We start from the raw sequence: 20728 nt of genomic DNA on the forward strand, positions 1-20728 counted from the left end.
CGACGATGACGACCCTTTCCCAGCCCCTCGACGTAGCCCGCCTCACGCGCTATCTGGAAGCGCACGTAGCGGGTTTCGAAGGCCCGCTCGACATGGAGAAGTTTGCCGGCGGCCAGTCGAACCCGACCTTCCTGCTGCGCGCGAAGAGCGGCCGCTACGTGCTGCGCCGCCAGCCGCCCGGCGAGCTGCTGAAATCCGCGCATGCGGTCGATCGCGAATTCCGCGTGCTGAGCGCGCTGTCGGGCACCGCGGTGCCGGTCGCGCATCCGTATCACCTCTGCGAAGACCGCGACGTGATCGGCAGCCTGTTTTACGTGATGAGCTTCGAGGACGGCCGGATCTTCTGGGATCCGGCGTTGCCGGAACTGCCGAAGGACGAGCGCGCGACCTGCTACGACGCGCTGCTGCGCACGATGGCCGCGCTGCACGACGTGGACGTCGACGCGGTGGGCCTGGCCGACTACGGCCGCCCCGGCAACTACTTCGAGCGTCAGATCGGCGTGTGGACGAAGCAGTATCGCGCGGCGGAAACGGAGCGCCTCGACGCCATGGAGACGCTGATCGACTGGCTGCCGAAAGCGTGCCCCGAGGACACGGGCCGGCCCGCGCTGGTGCACGGCGATTTCCGGATCGACAACCTGATGTTCGCGCGCGAAGGCTATCGCGTGCAGGCCGTGCTCGACTGGGAACTGTCGACGCTCGGCAATCCACTCGCCGATCTCGCGTATTTCTGCATGTGCCTGCGGCTGCCGTCGGGCGGCCAGGTGCGCGGGCTCGCGGGCCAGGATCGCGCGGCACTCGGGATTCCCGACGAAGCGGCGATCGTCGCGCGCTATTGCGAACTGCGCGGGATCGAGCCGATCCGCGACTGGCATTTCTATCTGGCCTTCAGCTTCTTCCGGCTCGCGGCGATCGCGCAGGGCGTGAAGGCACGCGCGCTAAAGGGCAATGCGTCGAGCGAGCAGGCGTTGCGCGTCGGCGCGATGGCCGGCCGGCTGGCCGAAATGGCCGTCGGCGTGATCGGCGCGCAGCGCTGAACACCGGAATCGCCGCAGCCGCCGCGCGGCGGCACGGCCAAACACATCAATGGAGGAGCACGACGACATGGCAACGAACCTGTTCGACCTGACGGGAAAGATCGCATTGGTGACGGGCGCAAGCCGCGGCATCGGCGAGGAAATCGCGAAGCTGCTGGCGCAGCAGGGCGCGCACGTGATCGTATCGAGCCGCAAGCTCGACGATTGCCAGGCAGTTGCGGACGCAATCGTCGCGGCGGGCGGCCGTGCCGAAGCGCTGGCTTGCCACGTCGGGCGGATGGAGGATATCGCGGCGGCGTTCGAGACGATTCGCGGCAAGCACGGCCGGCTCGACATCCTCGTGAACAACGCTGCGGCGAACCCGTATTTCGGGCACATCCTCGATACCGATCTCGCCGCATACGAGAAGACGGTCGACGTGAACATCCGCGGCTACTTCTTCATGTCGGTCGAGGCCGGCAAGCTGATGAAGGCGAACGGCGGCGGTGCGATCGTCAACACCGCGTCGGTGAATGCGCTGCAGCCGGGCGACCGGCAAGGCATCTATTCGATCACGAAGGCCGCGGTGGTCAACATGACGAAGGCGTTCGCGAAGGAGTGCGGGCCGTTCGGCATTCGCGTGAACGCGCTGCTGCCGGGCCTCACGAAGACGAAGTTCGCGGGCGCGCTGTTCGCGGACAAGGAGATCTACGAGACCTGGACCGCGAAGATCCCGCTGCGCCGCCATGCGGAGCCGAACGAGATGGCCGGCACGGTGCTGTATCTCGTGTCGGACGCGTCGAGCTACACGAACGGCGAATGCATCGTCGTCGACGGCGGCCTGACGATCTGAGCGCGCGATGAAACTCGACAGCTACGCCGGGCAGGCCGTGATGATCACCGGCGCCGCGAGCGGCTTCGGCGCGCTGCTCGCGAGCGAGCTGGCCGCGATGGGCGCGCGGCTCGCGCTCGGCGACCTGAACGATGCGGCGCTCGAACGCGTGGCCGCACCGCTGTGCGCGGCCGGCGCCGACGTGATCGCGCAACGCTGCGACGTGCGGATCGAAGCGGAGGTCGCGGCGCTGGTGCAGGCGGCGGTCGCGCACTTCGGGCGGCTCGACGTCGGCATCAACAACGCGGGCATCGCGCCGCCGCTGAAGGCGCTGATCGATACCGACGAAGCCGATCTCGACCTGAGCTTCGCGGTGAACGCGAAAGGCGTGTTCTTCGGGATGAAGCACCAGATCCGCCAGATGCTCGCGCAGCGCGAAGGCGTGATCCTGAACGTCGCGTCGATGGCGGGGCTTGGCGGCGCGCCGAAGCTGGCCGCCTACGCAGCGTCGAAGCACGCGGTGGTCGGGCTCACGAAGACAGCCGCGCTCGAATACGCGCGCCACGGCATTCGCGTGAACGCGGTGTGCCCGTTCTACAGCACGACGCCGATGGTCACCGACAGCGACATCGGCGAGCGCCAGGACTTCCTCGCGCAGGGCTCGCCGATGAAGCGGCTCGGCCGCCCGGAAGAAATCGTCGCGACGATGCTCACGCTGTGCGCGAAGGAAAACACCTATCTGACCGGGCAGGCCGTCGCCGTCGACGGCGGCGTCTCGGCCTTCTGAACCGAACGAACGGAACACGGAATCTCGAGGAGTCGATCATGGACTTTGGCTACACCCCGAAAGTGGAAGAACTGCGCGAACGCGTGAGCGCGTTCATGGATGCGCACATCGTGCCGCGTATCCGTCAGTGGAACGAGGAAGTGCATGCGGGGCAATACCCCGTGTCGTTCATGGAAGAATTGAAGGAGCGCGCGAAGGCCGAAGGGCTGTGGAACCTGTTCCTGCCGCACCTGAAGGACGACGAGCCGGGCATGGGCCTGACGAACCTCGAATATGCGCCGCTCGCCGAGATCATGGGGCGCGTGGGCTGGGCGTCGGAAGTGTTCAATTGCAATGCGCCGGACACCGGCAACATGGAGCTGCTGCACATGTTCGCGACGCCGGAGCAGCGCGAACAGTGGCTGCTGCCGCTGCTGCGCGGCGAGATCCGCTCGGCGTTCGCGATGACGGAACCCGACGTCGCGTCGTCGGACGCGACCAACATCACGACGCGCATCGAGCGCGACGGCGACGACTACGTGATCAACGGCCGCAAGTGGTTCATCACGAACGCCGCGCATCCGAACTGCAGGATCTTCATCGTGATGGGCAAGACCGACCCCGATGCGGAAACGCACCAGCAGCAGAGCATGATCCTCGTGCCGCGCGATACGCCGGGCCTGACGATCGTGCGCAACATCACGGTGGTCAATCACTACGCGCCGGAAGGGCACTGCGAGATCACGTTCGACAACGTGCGCGTGCCGGCGCGCAACCTGCTCGGCGAGGAAGGCAGCGGCTTCGCGCTCGCGCAGGCGCGTCTCGGCCCGGGCCGCATTCACCACTGCATGCGCTCGATCGGCGCGGCCGAGCTCGCGCTGGAGCTGATGATCGACCGCGCGCAGTCGCGCGAGGCGTTCGGCAAGCCGCTGAACCGGCACGGCACGATCGGCGAATGGATCGCGCGCTCGCGCATCGAGATCGACCAGGCGCGCCTGCTGGTGCTGAAGGCCGCGTGGATGATCGACAAGGTCGGCGCGAAGGCGGCGCGCAAGGAGATCTCGATGATCAAGGCGCTCGTGCCGACCGTCTATACGGACGTGTGCGACCGCGCGATGCAGGTGTTCGGCGCGATGGGCCTGAGCCCCGACACGCCGCTCGCCGATCTGTGGACGTGGGGCCGTGCGCTGCGCTTCGCCGATGGCCCGGACGAGGTGCACCTGCAGGCGATCGCGCGCATGGAGATCAAGGATGCCGTGCGCGGGTCGACCGAGCCGTACCTGACGCGTCCGCCGCGCGGTTGAGCGGCGCGCCGCGGGGAAGGGCGACGTGGGCGAACGGGAGGCGCACGCCGTATTAAGATGCCGGCAAGGAGATCCGGCGATGCGCCTTTCGAAGATTGATCTGAACCTGTTCGTCGTATTCGAGGCGATCTACAACAAGCGCAACCTGACGCGCGCGGCGGAGGTGCTGAACCTCACGCAGCCGGCCGTCAGCAACGCGCTGGCGCGGCTGCGCAAGACGCTGAACGATCCGCTGTTCGTCAGCACGCCGGCCGGGATGATGCCGACGCCCATGGCCGAAAACATCGTCGGCCGCGTGCGCGAGGCGCTGCAGCTGCTCGATTCGAGCGCGCACGAAGGCGACGTGTTCGATCCGGCTTCGTCCGAACGCGTGTTCCGGCTCAGCATGAGCGACCTGACCGAGGCGCTGCTGTTGCCGGCGCTCGGCGAACTCCTGCAGACGCATGCGCCCGGCATGCACGTGCGCAGCTATACGATGGACCGCCGCGAAGTCGCGACCGCGCTTGCCAACGGCTCCGTCGACATCGCGATCGACGCGCCGCTGATCGCCGATCCGCACCTGCACCAGGCGCTGCTCGTGCGCGACCGCTACGCGTGCATGATTCGCGATGAACACCCGTTCAAGGGCGACACGCTGACCATGGACGACTACCTGTCGATGGGGCATATCCACGTGTCGAGCCGCCGCAAGGGCAGCGGGTACGTCGACGCGGAACTGACGCGGCTCGGGCTGCGTCGCAATATCCAGATGCGCGTGCAGCACTACATGGTCGCACCGCTGATCGCGATGCGCGGCGATCTGGCGCTGACGGCGCCGCTGCGGCTGCTGCAGCGCTATCCGGCGCGGATTCTCGAATTGCCGTTCGAGATGCCGGGGCTCGAATACTTCTGCTACTGGCACCGCAGCGCCGATCAGGATCAGGGCAGTCAGTGGCTGCGGGAGCAGTTGATGACGCTGATGGGGGGAATGGGCGAGACGCAGTGACGTGAACGGGAGCGCTCAGTACGAATCGTCGCCGAAGCGCGACGATGCGGGCCGCCGCTTCAGATCCTTCAGCCAGTCCCTGACCTGATCCGGATCCTCGAACTCGCGCAGCGCAACGGTCAGGTCCTGGTTGCTGCGCTGCATGCCGGCAATGTCGCGCGTGAGCATGCGCAGGACGGTATCGGGCGCGATCTTGATCGACGACGCGATGCCGTACGTCCGCCGGAAATCGCGCTCGACGTGCTCGATCTCCTGATCGAGCTCGCGCAGTTGTTCCTCCAGGATGCCGTTGTAACGCGTGAGCCGCGCTTCGCTGAGTCCCTCGATCGCACGGCGGTCGATCTGTTCGATCTCCAGCTGCAGTTCGAGCAGTTGCAGCAGATTGCCCTTCGCATAAGCGTGGTTGACCCGCTGCATCAGCACGGTCTTGCGCTGCTGTTCCTGCGGATCGGTTTCGCGATCGGGATGCAGCGCGCTGGCCAGCTTGCGATAGATCTCGCGGATCGACTTGCTCGACTCGGCCTGCTCGGCTTCGATCCGGGCCTGCGCGGCCGATTGCTTCGGTGCTTTCTTGCGCTTCGCGCGCCGGGCCTCGCGGGCCGCGTGAGCGGCCATGTCGCGCTCGAACTGGGCGTCGAGTTCGGCCTGCATTCGCTCGGCGAGTTCGTCGGGCGACAGCGTGTCGAGATCCTCTGTCGGGGCCGGTTCGGGTTCCGGTTTCATCGGCTCAGGATCGGCCGCTGCGTTGCCGACGTTCGCGAAGGCGCGATGCCGGTCGTAAATGGCCTTCAGCCCGGCGTCGTCGCTGACGTTCAGCAAATCGCCGGCCCTGTTCGCGATCAGGTCGGACAGCGTGCGCTGCTCGGCCTTGCTCAAGCCCTTGCGCAGGAACGCGTCGTCGAGCAGATGGATCAGCCGGATCCGCAGCGCAGTCGATTGCTGTTCGAGCGGCAACAGAGCGTCGACGAATTTCTTCTGGAACGCCGGCATGACGGCTTCCCATGCGCCGAGCCGCTCGCGTCGCTTTTCGATCTGCTTGACGAGCGTATTGAACGTTTTCTGGGCTTTCGACAGGCTGGCTGTCTCGTGACCGGGCGCAATGGCGACCTCGGCACCGCGGCGTGCGGTCATGATGAATATCCTCCGGCCGCGGCGGATGGCGCGGCAGGCCGGTATTCTAGCCGGACGGGCGCGTGCGTTCCGGCCCGCGATGCACCGATGCCGCTGCGTTACAGCACCGCCATCGATTCCGGCTTCAACGACCTCTTTGCTCATTTCGGGCCAAGCGGTGTGACTTATCGCCGGGCGCAAGAGCTGGCATGAATGCCGATCAGTGCGGGTGCGCCGCCATGAAGGGCAGGAAGGGCGCGAGGCGGTTGCGAGCGCAACCGTGCGGCGCGATGGGGGCGTCGCGTTGCGATCGCGTCAGTCGCCGAACAACCGCCCCTGCCCCGAAATCACGCGTTCGAAGTCGTCCCGCAGGAACGGCAGGATCGCATCGGCGACCGGCTGCAGCTGGCGGCTCACGTAGAACGCATAGTCGATCGGCGAGCGCATCGTTTCGAGCGGTTCGGGGCCGGCCGTCGTCATCACGTAGCTGATCCAGCCGCCGCGTTGATACTGGAGCGGCCGGCCGCGCGCCTGGTTGAATTCGTCGGCGATCCGCGCGGCGCGCACGTGCGGCGGCACGTTGCGTTGATATTCGCTCAACGGCCGGCGCACGCGCTTGCGATAGATCAGTTGCGCGTCGAATTCCCCGGCGAGCGTGCGGCGCACGTAGTCGCGCACGAAGTCCTGGTAAGGCTCGCGCTTGAACACGCGCCGGTAGAGCTCGCGCTGGAATGCTTGCGCGAGCGGCGTCCAGTCGGTGCGCACCGTCTCGAGCCCCTTGAACACGAGGTCTTCGCCGCCGTTCGCCGCGAGCGCGAGGCCCGCGTAGCGCTTCTTGCTGCCTTCCTCCGCGCCGCGCACGGTCGGCATCAGGAAGCGGCGGTAATGCCGCTCGTACTGCAGTTCGAGCGCGCTCTCCAGCCCGAAGCGATCGTGCAGGTGCGCGCGCCACCAGCGGTTCACGTGCTCGACCAGCGCGCGGCCCTTGCCGGCGGCTTCGTCGTCGTCGTGCGCGCGCCCGAGCCACACGAATGTCGAATCTGTGTCGCCGTAGATCACTTCGTATCCCTGATCTTCGATCAGCTCGCGCGTGCGATGCATGATCTCGTGGCCGCGCATCGTGATCGACGACGCGAGGCGCGGATCGAAGAACCGGCACCCCGTCGAGCCGAGCACGCCGTAGAACGAGTTCATGATGATCTTCAGCGCCTGCGACAGCGGTGCGTTGCGCTGCCGCTTCGCTTCGTCGCGGCCTTCCGACACGCGCCGCACGATGTCGGGAAGGCAATGCGCGGTGCGCGAAAAGCGCGCGCCGAGAAAGCCGGGCACGGAGGTATCGTCGCCCGGATGGGCGAGCCCTTCGATCAGCCCGGCCGGGTCGATCAGGAACGTGCGGATGATCGACGGATAGAGGCTCTTGTAGTCGAACACGAGCACCGAGTCGTACAGGCCGGGCCGCGAATCCATCACGAAGCCGCCGGGACTGTTCTGCCCCGTCACGTCGCCGAGGTTCGGCGCGACGTAGCCGAGCCGGTGCATGCGCGGCAGGTACAGATGCGTGAACGCCGCGACCGAGCCGCCGGTACGATCGGCCGCGAGGCCCGTGACGGTCGCGCGTTCGAGCGCGAAGGACAGCAGGTCGGCCTTGTCGAAAATGCGCGTGACGAGCTCGCAGTCCTTCAGGTTGTAGCGCGCGAGCGCGGGCTTGTCGTGATCGAAGCGGCGCTGGATCTCGTCCATCCGCTGGTACGGATTGTCGATCGACTTGCCTTCGCCGAGCAGCGACTGCGACACGTATTCGAGGCTGAACGACGGGAACGTCCACGTCGCCGATTTCAGCATGTCGATGCCGTCGAGGATCAGCCGGCCGGCTGCGCCCGCGAAGAAGTGGTCGGGCTGCTGGCCGTGCGCGCGCCAGTCGAGCGCGCTGCCGTCGCGCCCGAGCTTCAGCGGCACGCCGTACTGCTCCGCATGAGCGTGCAGGATGCGCAGGTCGAACTGCACGAGATTCCAGCCGATCACGGCGTCGGGATCGTGCTCGTCGAACCACGCATTGAGCCGCGCGAGCATCTCGGGCCGGCTGTCGCAGTAATCGAGCCGGAAGTCGAGCGCGGGCGCGTCGCCGTTCGGCGGGCCGAGCATGTAGACCTGTCGCTGCCCGCAGCCTTCGAGCGCGATCGAATACAGCTCGCCGTGGACGCTCGTCTCGATGTCGAGCGACACGCAGCGCAGCGCCGGGCGATAGCCGGTCGCGCTTTTCAGTTCGCCGTCGGCCAGCGTGCCGTCGCGGCCGGGCACGCCGCGAAACCGCACGGGCGCCGTGATGAAGCGCTCCATCGTGTAGCGGTCGGGCGGCTGCACGTCGGCTTCGTAGACGTCGACGCCGGCCGCGGCGAGGCGCTTCTGGAGTCCGGACAGGTGGCGATAGCGCCGGCAGTAGAGGCCGACGACCGGGCGCTGGCGGAAATCGCGCAGCGCAAGGGGGCGCAGTTCGGCATCGCGTTCGCCGGCCAGTGCACGTTCGGCGAGCGCCTGCTGCTCGGCCGGCACGAACGCGACGGCTTCCTGCGGGCGCAGCCGCACGCGGCGCGGGCCGTGTTCGGTTGCCAGCCAGAACTCGATCTCGATGCCGGATGCGGTGTCCCGCCAGTGGCGGGTGAGGATGAAACCCTGCTCGAACTCCGTCAAAACGCTTGCTCGTCGTGGATGCCCAGGCGGCGGATTTTAGCGCTGTCGCGCGGTTCCCGCCCATGTCCATGCCGATGGCATCAGGTGGCAGGAAGCCGTCGCGCGACGACCGTATGGCGCTTGCTCCTCATGTATTCGTCCACGTCGAGTTCGGGCGCGTCGTGTTCCCGCTGCGATAGCGTTGCCGTCGCACCCGGGCCATCCGCGAATTCGATCACCGCGGGATGCGGTGTCGCGAGGTGCGCAGGCATGTCTGCCGCCGCGACGATGCAGCCGGGGATACAGGTGCGAATGCCCGGCGCGCAACAGGATCGCCCCTGGCGCGCGCATCGTCACGGCCGTCCGCGGCGCCGGCCGCCGCTCAGGCCGTCATCGCCGTGAAATCGCGCTTCAGGTTTTCCGGCCGCTGCGGGCGCTGATACAGATAGCCCTGCGCATACTGGATCCCGACCGCGTGCAGCGCCCGATGTTGTTCTTCTGTTTCCACGCCCTCGGCAATGATCTTCAGGTCGTAGTGGTGCGCGAGCGCCGCGATCCCTTCGATCAGCCTTGCGTTGCCGGTCTTCAACTGCGAGATGAACTGGCGGTCGATTTTCACGTAGTCGAACGGAAAGCGGGACAGCATGTCGAGATTGCTGTGATGCGTGCCGAAGTCGTCGATGGCGAACTTCGCGCCTTTCGCGCGCAGCGCAAGAAACATCGCGGTGGTGCGCGCGTTCTTCTCGAGCAGGATGCGCTCCGTCACTTCCAGCACCAGCGTGAAGCCCGGCGGCAACTGGCGGATCGTCTCTTCGACGATGGACACGAAGCGCGGGCGCTCAAGATCCTTCGGCGCGATGTTGACCGCGATGCGCAGCGGCATCGACGGCGTCAGGCCGGTCAGTTCCGATGCTGCCGTCCGCACCACGAATTCGGTCACCTTCGGCAGGATCGAGCTCGACTCGACCTGCGGGATGAACACGGCCGGGCCGATCGTCCCCCATTTCGGGTGCTGCCAGCGCAGCAGCGCCTCGACGCCTACGGTCCTGCGCGTCTGGACGTCGACGATCGGCTGGTACACCACATGGAATTCGTTGCGCTTGAGCGCGTTGCGCACCGCCTTCAGCAACAGCCGCCGCGGCGCCATCGCGAGCAGGTATGCCGCTGCGACCAGGCCGTCGATCAGCAGCGCGATCGTCACGAAGATCAGCCGGTAGTTCCGCTGCACCTGCGATACGTATTGTTCCGACGAGGTGACCCGGACCGTGAACGGCCAGCGGCTCGATGCGATCACGCTGCCGTTCGGCGGCGTGACGGCGGATTGCGGCACGAACGCGCCCTGCTGATCGAGGCCGCCCGCGCCATTGACCGACAGCGTGGCCGTTTCCGCGCCGAAGCGGGTGCCGTGCGCCAGCATGTCGGACAGATAGTCGCCTTCGACCAGATACAGCACGCCCGATCCCGGCCCGGTCGAGCGCAGCGCCGCGAGTACGGGAACGCCATGCTGAAACGGCGTCTGCGGCAGCAGCGTGACGACCGTGGTGTCCGGCTTCGGCGCGGGCAGGTACGCGTCGAGCGGCAGGTCGATCGCACCCAGTGCGGACGAGCACGACACGCGACCGTCGTTGACCAGTGCGACCGCGCGAAGGTAGCGCAGGCGGGTGCTCACTTCGGCCAGCGTTCTGAAAACCGCCGCGCATGGCTGCCCGACGAGCGCCAGCAGTTCGTCCGGGTTGCGCGTGCGGATCCCGTCCAGGATACGGTCGACCGAGAACACGATGTCGTTCGCGACGACGCGCTCGTGTCGGGCAATCGCTTCGCGCGCGAGCCGATCGGCCACGATGACGCTTGCAGCGAGCACGACCACGCAGACGATCAGGACAATGGAAAAGAGAATGTGGGGCCATGCGCCGCTGCGCTGGAACGCGGGCTTCGGGCTCGGTGTTGACGTTCCTCGGGGCGCGTTTGTTGTTGCATGCATGGGGATGCCTGTCGAACCGGTCGATGAACTGGCGCGGAGCATTCGTCGTGCCTGGCCGGGCCACGGCGGCACGCGTCGATATCGGGACGCAAATCGATTCTATGCGGGTGACGCGCGTGCCGTGGCATCGCGGCGTTTCTCCAGAACATACATTGATTCCGCATGCATATTGAAGTCGCGCATCGAAAAAAACCCGGCCGTATCGTGGTACGGCCGGGACAGAAGACACCTTCTCTTGGCACGAGGATGGTGCGCGGCAAGTATAAGACGCGACGCGCAATTACGAAATGCTGTTACTCAACAAACGGTGTAATTTTGCGATTGACTCTCAACAGGAGATATTCGCGTAGCGCGGCGGCATCGGGATTTGCCGTCAATCTGCAGCGAACGTCGTCCAACCTGCGTTGTGCTGGTTTCTTTTTTTCAGGGTCAGGAGATACCCGAGGGCGGCGGACGTGTCGATTCGCCCGCCGGGCCGCCCGCGCGTCAGAAATCGTCGCGCATCTTGTGGAGCAGGTCGCGCGGCGACTGGCGCGTGTTCACTGCGGTAAGGACGTCGGTCAGAAACCAGGGCAGGTTCAGTTGCGTATCGGAATCGCTGACGCACACGCGAATCGGCGGGGTTTTCGACGTCGGGCTGGCGCTCGAGGACGGCACGCAATTCCGCGCTTCCCGGGCAACCGGTGCGGCGGCATTGCCCGCGCCGGTATCGGCGGCGGCCGGCAAGCTGGCCGCGGCGAGCAGGATCAGGGCGATGAGCGGGGCGGTGCGTTTCATTTGAATCTCCGGCGATGTTCGTTCGACATCGCCGGGCAGGCCGAGTTCGGGGATCGCCGCGCCATTCGTCCCTGTCTTCCGCGTCGTCATCGACGCGGCTTCATCCACGCGCGACGTTCGTGGCGCGTGCCGGTTGGCGGCTGCGCCACTGTTGCGGCGATTCGCCCGTCCAGCGACGAAACGCGCGTGTCAACGCGCTGTGTTCCGAATAGCCGAGCAACCACGCGACTTCCGCGAGCGTCAGGCGCGGATCGTTCAGGTAATCGATCGCGAGCCGCCGCCGCGTGTCTTCGCGCAGCGTCCGGAAATTGAGCCCGAGTTCGGCGAGCCGCCGATGCAGCGTGCGCGACGACACGTGCATGTCGGATGCGACCTGTTCGATGCTTATTTCGCCGCGCGTGAGCAGCCGTGCGACGGCCTCGCGCACCGACTGTTCGAGATCGTCGGTCTGCCGCAACTCGGCGAGCAGCGCGCTCGCCTGCCGTTCCATCATCTGCAGCAGTGCATCGTCGGGCTGGCGTAGCGGTTGCGCAAGCAGGTGCAACGGAAACGCAAGCCGGTTGACCGGCTGCCCGAACCGCACCGGGCAGCCGAAGTAGTCGGCGTAAGGCTGCGTGTCGACGGGCGGCGGATGCACGAAGCACACTTCGGCCGGGCCGTCGTGCGTGCCGGTGATGTTCCGCGCGAACTGGACGATCGCGGTGAGCGCCACTTCGTCGACGAGCGCGCCGAGCGGTTCGGGCGCATCGTGCCATTCGATCGCGACCGATGCCGCTTCGACACGCACTTCCATGCGCGCGACGTTCGCGATCAGATGTTCGTATTGCTGCCAGCGCGCGAGCGCCGCGCCGGCGTCGCGGCACGCATGCAGCGCATAGCCGAGCGCGCCCAGATGCGCGGGCGAGATCCGCTGGCCGACGTGCAGCCCGAGCAACGGATCGCCGAGCGCATCGGCGGCGTGTTCGAGCAGGCGCCGCCAGTGCGCGCTCGCGTACAGCGTGAGGCCGCGATCGTCCTCCGGCGGCCGCGCTTCGCCGAGCACGCGCGCTGCGTCGCGCCCTTGCCCGGACAGATAGTCGAACAGCAGCCGGACGTAGGTGCTCGAGTAGTAGACGCGCTGCGTCGGTAGCGGGGAGGCGGCGGGCATGGCGGAAAGTGTCAAAGAATCGTCCTCAAGTGTCAACGCGGGCCGACCCGTGCAAGACCATACTGCCGGTCAATTCCCGACAGAGGCGATCGATATGCCGGCAGAGTGGATGACGTGGCTGCATGCGTTCATGGGCCACGACGTGGATTGGAAACAGGTGCTGCTGATCGGCATGACGCCGGTGTTCCTGGTCGCGTTCACGATCGAGTTCGCGATTGCGACGCGGCGCGGCCGGCGCGAGCAGTTTCGCTGGAAGGAGATCGTCGCGAACCTGTCGCTCGGCGCCGGCTATCAGGTCGCGGAGACCGTCATGGGGATCCTGTTCACCGGCGCGATCTTCGCATGGGTGTATCGGCATCGCCTGTTCGACGTGCCGGTGAACGGCTTCACGATCGTGCCGATCTTCGTCGTCGTCGAGTTCTGCTACTACTGGTTCCACCGCACGTCGCATCGCGTGCGCTGGTTCTGGGCCGCGCACGTGCCGCATCACAGCGGCGAAGTGATGAACTTCACGACCGCGATGCGGCAGTCGCTGCTGAACGCGTTCGTCGGTGTGTTCGTGTTCTATCTGCCGCCGGTGTGGCTCGGCATTCCGCCCGCGGTCGTGCTGTTCCTGCTTGCCGTCGATCTCGCGTACCAGTACTTCGTGCATACCGAAGCGATCGGTCGGCTGCCGCGCTGGTTCGAATACGTGTTCGACACGCCGTCGAATCATCGCGCGCACCACGGTCGCAATCCGCGCTACATCGACAGGAACTACGGCGGCGTGCTGATCATCTTCGACCGGATGTTCGGCACGTATGTCGAGGAAACGGAGCCGGTCGACTACGGCATCACGCAGCAGATCCGTTCGTACAACTTCCTCGTGCTGAACCTTCACGAGTTCGTCGACATGTGGCGCGACGTGTTCGCGCCGGGGCCGCTTGCGCAACGGATCCGCCATTTGTGGATGCCGCCCGAGTGGGAGCGTCCCGGACATCGGCCGATTCATACATGGAGCGTCGAGCGACGGGGCGGCGGGGAAGAAGATGCGGCCGATGTGGCCGACGTCGCCGAACACCGCGCATGACCGCGATGCGCGGCGGATCGCGCGAAACGTTAAGAATCGTTTGAGTCGCCGGTCCGATGCTTGCGATGCGCAATGCGCTCCTTTACTGTGCCGCCACGACGACGCCGACACCGGGCGTCAAGCCAGATCGCAAGGAGCATTCGTCATTACCGCATCGAATCGTCGCACGCATGTCCGTGCATTTCTCGTGGCGTCGGTCGCCTATCTCAACCTCTCGCACCCTGCGTCGGCGGCCTATACGGAGTCGTGGATGAGCGACCAGGACGTGAAGGCGTACTCGCGGCAGGTCAAGCAGGCGCCCGTTGCGACGCGCCGCTCGGCCGCGGCGAAGCCGGCGCAGCGGCCTGTTGGTTCGCAATCGATCGTGCCGGCTGCCGCGCATGCCGACGCGAAGCCTGCGTCAAAGGCGCCGGCGGCTGCCGCGAAGGCCCGAAAGGTTCCGCATGCGGGCAAGGCCGATCCGAAACAGCAAGTCGCCGTGAAGCCGAAGGGTGCGCGGGCGGCACGCAAGGGCGCAGCCGTCGCGCATTGATGCACACGCGCGGCGCAGCATTGAACGGATGAGGAGCACATCATGTCGCTGATGGATCGCCTGTTGTCACGCGGTGTGCAGAGTGCGTCGTCGCGACGGCGCGTGATCGTGCGTGTCTGGCTCGACGAGCACGGGCGTGTCCGCGATCTCAAGGTCAGGCACAGTTGCGGCGACGCGGCGCTCGACGAGAAGGCGCTCCATGCGATCGCCGTGATGCGCTTCCCCGCCGGTCATCTCGGCTCCGGCGGGAAATCCGCGAAGCGCTGGCACGATCTCGATTACGCGGTTGACTGACGACGCACTGCTGCGCGTCACTGATATCCGTAACAGCGCTTCAGCCCCGCGTAGTCGTAGAAGTGACTCGCCGGCGCGATCTTCGCGCCGTCGCACGCCGCCTGGAAATCCGTCTCGCGCTCGTTGTACAGCATCTTCACGATGAGCCGCGAGCCGTTGCGATACACGTCCCACTGCATGTTCGCAGCCATCGGCGACACCTGGTCGCCGCGCCACGGATTGTTCGCATACGTGTAGGTCTGCGCCTGCGGCGTCGGCACGAACACGTTCTTCAGGTTCATGATCGATGCGAACGGAATCACGATCTCCGCATGCGTGAAGCGCAGCTTCGCGGCATGCGTCAGGTCGCCGCGCGCGATCGCGTCGACTTCGCTGAAGAAGTCGTCCTGCAGCACCTTCGCCATCCGGTACGTGACTGGGTTCGCTTCCTGGATGCCGGGCCCCTTCTGGTAATAGTCCTCGGCATCCTGCAGGTATGCGAGCGTCTGCGCCTGCTCCGCGCCGATATATTTCTCCATCGTGATGCCGCCCGTTTCGGCCGTCATCGCCGGTGCGACCTGCAGCAGGTTGTACAGCACGTTCACGGCGTCGACGGCCGACGCGATCTTCGTCTTGCCGTCGCCCTTCAGCGTATTGGTGAACTTGCCGTCCGACGACGTGAACGCGTAGGTGCCCGTGTTCGCGAACGTGTAGCCGTCCGTGCCGAGCTTCGCGACGAACGCCTGCGACACGAGCGCGGACAACACCGTCTGCGCGACTTGCGCGACCAGCGGATCCGCCTTGATCGTCTTGAGCTTGTCGGCCACCGTCGCATCGCTCGAATAGGCCTGGTACGCCTGGCTTGCCTGATAGGTCGCGTAGTACGGATCGGACGTATCGGTCACGAGATCGGTGGCCGGCTTCAGCGCGTGGAAATACAGCAGGAAGCGGTTGGTGCCTGCGGCCTGCGCGACCGGCGCGCTCGCGGGATAGCCGGCGGGTGCGGCCGGCAGCGTGATCGCGGCGGCCAGTGCCGGTTGCGCGGCGACGAGCGCGGACGAGAAGTAGGTCGAGCTGTCGACCGCGCGGTCCTGCCCCGAGTTGACGACGACGATCTGCCGGCCGCCCGACGAGAACAGCGCCGGCAGCCGCTGCGCGAGACGCGCGGCGAGTTGCTGGTGCTCGCGGATGCCGGTTTGCGTGAGATTGCCGTAGCCGGGCGTCGAGATTCCCTGTACGCCATAGCCGAGCAGCGCGTTGGCCTTCATCATCGCGTACGTGTCGGCTTTCAGTTGCGCGCCGAGCGCGGTCAGCGCGCCGTCGGCCTCGGCCTTGACCAGCATCGAATAGATCGCGCCGTCGTACTTGAAGCCCGACAGCCCGCGCGAGCCGTGTCGCGCGACGAGCTCCGCATAGACCGGCGTGTAGCCGGCCGGCGGCGCTTCGTAGGTGGCCGCGTCCTGCTGCGGACGATACGGCGTCTTCGTCTGGTAGTAGGTCGCGGGTGTCGGTGCGGGCTCCGGCGTGGGCGTCGGCTGCGGTTCGGTCGGCGTGCCGCTGTTGTCGGTCGACGTGGCGGGCGGATTCGACGTCTCGCCGCCGCACGCGGCAAGCAGCAGGCAGGCAAGGGCGACGGCGGAGGCGGTGCAGGAAGGGTGTGTCATCGTGGCTTGAAACGGGCGGGACGGCGCGGATTCGCGTCGTCCCGGTTCCGGGTGGAGTCGGTCGAGCCCGGAAGTGTCGCAAGCGACTTTGACAGCAAAATGTCAGAATTCGTTAAGGCAATCGTCGGCAGGCCGACGGGTGCGACCGGCCGGCGGTCGCCGGCCCGTGTGCAGGTGCTCAGGTCAGTGCATGCCTGCCGACGCGATCGACCGCACCGTGTCGGTGATGCGCACGCAGCGCGACAGGCCGAAGACTTCTGCTTCGCGGCGTTCCGGTTCGCTGCTCGCGACGGCGACTGCACGTTCGGGCGGCACGCCGAGCGCCTGCAGCGCGACGTCGAATGGATGTTGATTTGATATGGAATCCTGCTGGTTTGCATCGCTCACGACGACCGAGAAGCGGTCGAGATTCGCGCGGCCGAACTGGCCTTCGAACATGTCGCTGAGCCGGTCGGCCGGCAGCGTCGTGACGAGACCGAGTCGATAGCCTTGCTCCGATGCGCTGTCGAGCCACTGGATGATCGCATCGCGCTGGTTGCGCGATTCGCGCGAATCCGGGGTCGCTTCGATCTGTGCGAATGCGGCGTCGAGACGGGTGACGATAGCTTCGATGACCACGGTGATTCTTCTCCTGAGACGTGAAGATCCGTTCGCGGACGGGAATGCCACACACCTTAGCGTCCACCCGGAATATGCGACCAATTAATATTTATATGCAACTCATACGATTTGACTAATGAATCGGGCGGCGGGCCAGCGCCGGCGCGGGATGCACGCGATGCGGGCCGTGCGCGTGAATTGCATCGTATCGACCGGCTTCGATGTGATGCACCAAATGCGTGCCCGATTCGAATGCACCGGTTGTGGGCATGTGAAAAAACGGCGTACCGGGCGATGAGCCCGATACGCCGTCGTGCGGCGTGCGCGTGCGCGCGAGCGATCAGTGCAGCTTGATCGACGGCTGGTTGCGGCTTTGCAGCCAGTGGCTCAGCGACTGGAACAGCGCGCGCTTCAACCCGTACACGCTGAACAGATGCTTGCGATACAGGAACTTGTACAGACCGATCGCAGCGAGCCCGTCGACGATCAGCGAGCGCGAGCGCACGCCGAGGTCGCCCTGGTACACCGCGCCCGCCTGCCCGAGCGACACGACCGTGCCCGCATCGCGGAACGTGAAGCCCGTCACCGGCTTGCCGGCATGGCGCCGCACGAGCGCTTCGCCGAGATACACGGCCTGCTGGTGCGCGACCTGCGCGCGCGGCGGCAGGAACCCTCCCGCATCAGCCGACGGACACGCGGCGCAGTCGCCGAACGCATACACGTGCGGATCGCCGGGAGTCTGCAACGTGTCGGTCACGATCACCTGGTTCGACCGGTTGAGCGCGATGTCGCCGAGTTCACGCAGGATCGCGGGGCCCGCGACGCCAGCCGCCCAGATCGTGATGTCGCTCGCGAGGCGCTCGCCGGTCGCGGTCGTGACCGCGTCCGCGCCGACTTCCGCGACGCGCGTATCAGTCAGCACGTCGACGTTCAGCGTGCGCAACTGCGCGTGCATCTTGCGGGACAACCGTGCGTCGAGCGCGGGCAGGATGCGCGGGCCGCCTTCGATCAGCCGGATGTGCACGTCGCGGGCGGACACCAGCGCCTTGAAGCGATACGTCGTCAGCTGCTGGATCGCGTGCCGCAGCGCCGCGGCCAGCTCGACGCCGGTTGCGCCCGCGCCGATCACGTTGATGCAGATCGGCGCCGCGCGCCGCGCGGGCTGCTGCTCGGCCAGGTGATTCGCCTTCGTGCAAGCGGCGAGGAACTTGCGGCGGAAATCCTCGGCCTGGTCGAGGTTTTCGAGCGGCAACGCGTGGCGCGCGGCGCCCGGCACGTTGAAGAAGTTCGTCACGCTGCCGACGGCCAGCACGAGATCGTCGTAGCCGAGTTCGCGCTGCGGCAGGATTTCCGTGCCGTCCGCATCGTGCACGGCGGCGATCGTCGCCGTGCGGGCCGCGCGGTCGACCCGCTGCAGCGCACCCTGCACGAAGCGGAAGCCGTGGCGCTTTGCCTGTGCCGCGTATTCGATCGTGTGCGATGCCGGATCGCGATGGCCCGACGCGGCTTCGTGCAGCAGCGGCTTCCAGAAGTGCGTCGGGTAGCGGTCGACGAGCACGACGTCGGCTTGCCCGCGGCGCCCGATCGTGTCGCCGAGGCGCGTGGCGAGGTGCAGCCCGCCGGCGCCGCCGCCGACGATCACGATGCGCGGCACGCGCGGTGCGCGATCCGTTGCAAGGGTAGGCGTGATGTTGTCCATGTTGTGGCTCCCGCTGATGACGATTCGGATGACATTGCTCAAGAACCGACGATATAGTTTCGCACCCACTCGAACAATTTAATGTTTATAAGCGACTCATATGTATTCACTTATAGGAAAAACCGCGACGTTCCGGCAGCTGAAGGCGCTGGACATGATTGCGCGGCTCGGCAGCGTGTCGCGCGCGGCCGAGGAGCTGAACCTCACGCAGCCGGCGGTATCGCTGCAGGTTCGTCTGCTCGAGGAGGCCGTGGGCGCCGCGTTGCTGCAGCGGGTGGGGCGCGGCGTGCAGCTGACCGCGGCCGGCGAGATCGTGTCGCGCTATGCGCGCGAGATCCTGCATCTGTGGAGCGAGGCCGGTGACGAAGTGGCCGCGCTGACGGGCGATCTCGGCGGCACGCTGCGCATCGGCGCGATCACGACGGCCGAGTATCTGATCCCGCCGCTGCTGGTGAAATTCACCGCCACGCGGCCGCACGTGAAGACCTATTTCAAGGTTGGCAATCGCGACGACATCATCCGGATGCTCGCGACGCATGAAATCGATCTCGCGGTGATGGGTAGCGCGCCGAAGGAGTTGCGCACGCACGCGGTCGAATTCGCGAAGCATCCGATGGTGTTCGTCGCGGCGCCGGGGCATCCGCTGATGCAGCGCAAGCGCGTCGCGCTGAAGGATCTCGAATCCGCGCACCTGCTCGTGCGCGAGCGCGGCGCGGGCACGCGCTCCACCGTCGAGAGCCTGTTCAAGACGGCCGGCTACCGCTTCCATGTGGGCTCCGAACTGTCGAGCAACGAGGCGATCAAGCAGATGGCGGAGGCCGGGCTCGGCATCGCCTTCCTGTCGTTGCACGCGTGTGCACTCGAGTTGCGCACGGGGCTGCTCGGGCAATTGCCGTTTCCCGGCAACCCGATCGTGCGCGAGTGGTACGTGATCACGCTCGCCGACCGGCGGATCTCGCAGGTGACAGGGCTGTTCCGCGACTTCCTGATCAAGCAGGGCGCACCGGTGATCGACGGCGCGACGGTGGCGCCGCAGGAGCGGCGGCGCAAGTAGGCGAACGGTGCGTGAGTGCCGGTCGTGTCGCGTCAGCCGATCCCGAAGTCGTCGTTGCTGTCGGGAATCGATGCGAGCAGCCGTTCGAGCCGGTACCAGCCGAGCAGACGCAGGCATCGGATGGCAATCGCGGCGCGGATGCTGCCGAAACGGGATCGGGAAAGGGGGCGTGACGCGACGCGGGCGGTGCCGGACGACGACGGCGCGGCGAACGCCGCGCGGGGCGGGCAGCAATCGGGCATGACGGGCTCCGTAGGTGTCGGATGAGGCGATCGTAGGCGTCGCCGCGCCCGCTGGCGCGCATGCAAGGATGGGCCGGAGCAGAAACGGATGATCTTTTGCTGCAATGCGCGGGAATGGCTGGCCAGGTCCGGCAAGCGCCCCGAAAAAGCGTCACAATGCGCGATCGACACCGATCGGGTGGAGGGAAACCATGAGCGATCCGATTCTTGCCGCGCCAACGGACAACGGCGTGCCGGTCAGCCTGCGCTCCAGCCGCGGCTTGGGCTGGCGCGGCTTCGGCGCGGCATTGCTGGAGATCCGCGCGGGCACGTACCGGATTCCCGCCGCCGATCATCACCGCATCGGCGTGCATATCGGCTCGCCGGTTCGTGCCGATTGCGTGTGCGATGGCGAGCGCGTGTCGCGCATCCAGGCGCATGGCGACGTCGACGTGATTCCGGCCGGCCTGCCGGGCCAATGGACGGACAGCGCGGACTGCCGGATCCTGCACATCGCGCTCGGCGACACATTCGTGCGGCGCACGTTCGAGCAGCTCGAACTGAAGCCGTCGCAGGCGCAGATCCGTCGCCGGTTGCAGGTGCGCGATCCCCGCCTGCAACACATCGCATGGGCGATGGCCGCGGAACTCGAGGCGGAGGATGCATCGGATCCGCTCTATGCGGAGAGCCTGTGCACGGCGCTCGTCGCGCGGCTGGTCGACAGCCAGCCGGCGTTCCGCGAGCGGCGTCGCACGCTCGCGCCGAAAGCGGCGGCGCGCGTGATCGACTATGTCGAGGCGAATCTCGAACGGCGGATGACGCTCGCCGAGCTCGCGGCGCTCGTATCGATCAGCGTGCCGCATTTCAAGGTGCTGTTTCGCGAGACGCTCGGGATGCCGGTGCACCAGTACGTCGTGCGGCGGCGGGTCGAGCGTGCGAAGACGCTGTTGCTCGAAGGGCGGCTGAGCATCAGCCAGATCGCGCTCGAAGCCGGCTTTGCGCATCAGAGCCACATGGCGAACTGGATGAAT

20 protein-coding genes are annotated in these 20728 nt (G+C 66.6%); 10 read left to right on the plus strand and 10 right to left on the minus strand.

The window, feature by feature from the left end; translation table 11 throughout:
• Positions 1-5: 5 nt before the first annotated feature.
• The 5 genes from J7024_RS22885 to J7024_RS22905 all read left to right on the plus strand — a co-directional run bounded on the left by J7024_RS22885 (position 6) and on the right by J7024_RS22905 (position 4903).
• On the plus strand, positions 6-1037 hold the full coding sequence (locus tag J7024_RS22885; RefSeq protein WP_124829743.1) for a phosphotransferase: 1032 nt from the start codon (positions 6-8) through the stop codon (positions 1035-1037).
• A 67-nt stretch (positions 1038-1104) separates the two neighbouring features.
• A complete protein-coding gene (locus tag J7024_RS22890) occupies positions 1105-1869 on the plus strand; it encodes an SDR family oxidoreductase (protein ID WP_124829742.1) in 765 nt (254 codons plus the stop codon).
• A 7-nt stretch (positions 1870-1876) separates the two neighbouring features.
• Positions 1877-2635 (plus strand): SDR family NAD(P)-dependent oxidoreductase, encoded by a 759-nt coding sequence (locus J7024_RS22895; protein WP_175751128.1) that lies wholly within the window; start codon positions 1877-1879, stop codon positions 2633-2635.
• Between the two features lie 38 nt (positions 2636-2673).
• Positions 2674-3918, plus strand: a complete 1245-nt coding sequence (locus tag J7024_RS22900) for an acyl-CoA dehydrogenase family protein (RefSeq protein ID WP_124829740.1) — start codon at positions 2674-2676, stop codon at positions 3916-3918.
• A 79-nt stretch (positions 3919-3997) separates the two neighbouring features.
• Positions 3998-4903, plus strand: coding sequence for a LysR family transcriptional regulator (locus J7024_RS22905; protein ID WP_124829739.1), 906 nt, complete (start codon positions 3998-4000; stop codon positions 4901-4903).
• A 15-nt stretch (positions 4904-4918) separates the two neighbouring features.
• Here J7024_RS22905 and J7024_RS22910 read toward each other — a convergent pair whose 3' ends face one another.
• The 6 genes from J7024_RS22910 to J7024_RS22935 all read right to left on the minus strand — a co-directional run bounded on the left by J7024_RS22910 (position 4919) and on the right by J7024_RS22935 (position 12600).
• Positions 4919-6034: a J domain-containing protein gene (locus J7024_RS22910; protein ID WP_124829738.1), complete on the minus strand. Its 1116-nt coding sequence runs from the start codon at positions 6032-6034 to the stop codon at positions 4919-4921.
• Between the two features lie 294 nt (positions 6035-6328).
• On the minus strand, positions 6329-8701 hold the full coding sequence (locus J7024_RS22915) for a DNA polymerase II (RefSeq protein WP_175751129.1): 2373 nt from the start codon (positions 8699-8701) through the stop codon (positions 6329-6331).
• An 80-nt stretch (positions 8702-8781) separates the two neighbouring features.
• Positions 8782-8952 (minus strand): hypothetical protein, encoded by a 171-nt coding sequence (locus J7024_RS22920; RefSeq protein WP_175751130.1) that lies wholly within the window; start codon positions 8950-8952, stop codon positions 8782-8784.
• 110 nt (positions 8953-9062) lie between these two features.
• Entirely contained in the window at positions 9063-10703 is a 1641-nt protein-coding gene (locus J7024_RS22925) for an EAL domain-containing protein (protein ID WP_124829736.1), read from the minus strand.
• Positions 10704-11147: 444 nt separating this feature from the next.
• Complete coding sequence (locus tag J7024_RS22930) at positions 11148-11438, minus strand: hypothetical protein (RefSeq protein ID WP_124829761.1); 291 nt, start codon at positions 11436-11438, stop codon at positions 11148-11150.
• A 100-nt stretch (positions 11439-11538) separates the two neighbouring features.
• Positions 11539-12600, minus strand: coding sequence for an AraC family transcriptional regulator (locus J7024_RS22935; protein WP_234745526.1), 1062 nt, complete (start codon positions 12598-12600; stop codon positions 11539-11541).
• A gap of 79 nt (positions 12601-12679) precedes the next feature.
• Between J7024_RS22935 and J7024_RS22940 the strand changes: the two genes are divergently transcribed.
• From J7024_RS22940 to J7024_RS22950, 3 genes are all read left to right on the plus strand, one after another.
• The gene (locus J7024_RS22940; RefSeq protein ID WP_124829734.1) at positions 12680-13654 is read left to right on the plus strand and encodes a sterol desaturase family protein; all 975 of its coding nucleotides are present in this window, start codon (positions 12680-12682) and stop codon (positions 13652-13654) included.
• A 250-nt stretch (positions 13655-13904) separates the two neighbouring features.
• Positions 13905-14186: a transcriptional regulator gene (locus J7024_RS22945; RefSeq protein WP_124829733.1), complete on the plus strand. Its 282-nt coding sequence runs from the start codon at positions 13905-13907 to the stop codon at positions 14184-14186.
• A 42-nt stretch (positions 14187-14228) separates the two neighbouring features.
• Positions 14229-14480, plus strand: a complete 252-nt coding sequence (locus J7024_RS22950) for an energy transducer TonB family protein (RefSeq protein ID WP_096500845.1) — start codon at positions 14229-14231, stop codon at positions 14478-14480.
• Between the two features lie 17 nt (positions 14481-14497).
• On the opposite strand, the gene J7024_RS22955 is transcribed toward J7024_RS22950, so the two are convergent.
• The 3 genes from J7024_RS22955 to J7024_RS22965 form a co-directional block, all read right to left on the minus strand.
• On the minus strand, positions 14498-16123 hold the full coding sequence (locus J7024_RS22955) for a histidine-type phosphatase (protein WP_175761443.1): 1626 nt from the start codon (positions 16121-16123) through the stop codon (positions 14498-14500).
• 183 nt (positions 16124-16306) lie between these two features.
• Positions 16307-16741 carry a phosphatase gene (locus tag J7024_RS22960; RefSeq protein ID WP_124829731.1) on the minus strand — a complete coding sequence of 145 codons (435 nt, stop codon included), beginning with the start codon at positions 16739-16741 and terminating at the stop codon, positions 16307-16309.
• 322 nt (positions 16742-17063) lie between these two features.
• A complete protein-coding gene (locus tag J7024_RS22965) occupies positions 17064-18422 on the minus strand; it encodes an NAD(P)/FAD-dependent oxidoreductase (RefSeq protein ID WP_124829730.1) in 1359 nt (452 codons plus the stop codon).
• 100 nt (positions 18423-18522) lie between these two features.
• Between J7024_RS22965 and J7024_RS22970 the strand changes: the two genes are divergently transcribed.
• Complete coding sequence (locus J7024_RS22970) at positions 18523-19476, plus strand: LysR family transcriptional regulator (protein ID WP_124829729.1); 954 nt, start codon at positions 18523-18525, stop codon at positions 19474-19476.
• A gap of 32 nt (positions 19477-19508) precedes the next feature.
• Here the strand turns inward: J7024_RS22970 and J7024_RS22975 are convergent, their stop codons facing one another.
• A complete protein-coding gene (locus J7024_RS22975) occupies positions 19509-19718 on the minus strand; it encodes a hypothetical protein (RefSeq protein ID WP_124829728.1) in 210 nt (69 codons plus the stop codon).
• Positions 19719-19909: 191 nt separating this feature from the next.
• On the opposite strand from J7024_RS22975, the gene J7024_RS22980 reads away from it, so the two are divergent.
• Positions 19910-20728: AraC family transcriptional regulator (locus J7024_RS22980; protein WP_234745527.1), on the plus strand; the 819-nt coding region annotated here is incomplete at its 3' end.

Source organism: Burkholderia sp. WTPI3 (genome assembly GCF_021483755.1).
In the GTDB taxonomy this organism is placed as follows: Bacteria; Pseudomonadota; Gammaproteobacteria; order Burkholderiales; family Burkholderiaceae; genus Burkholderia.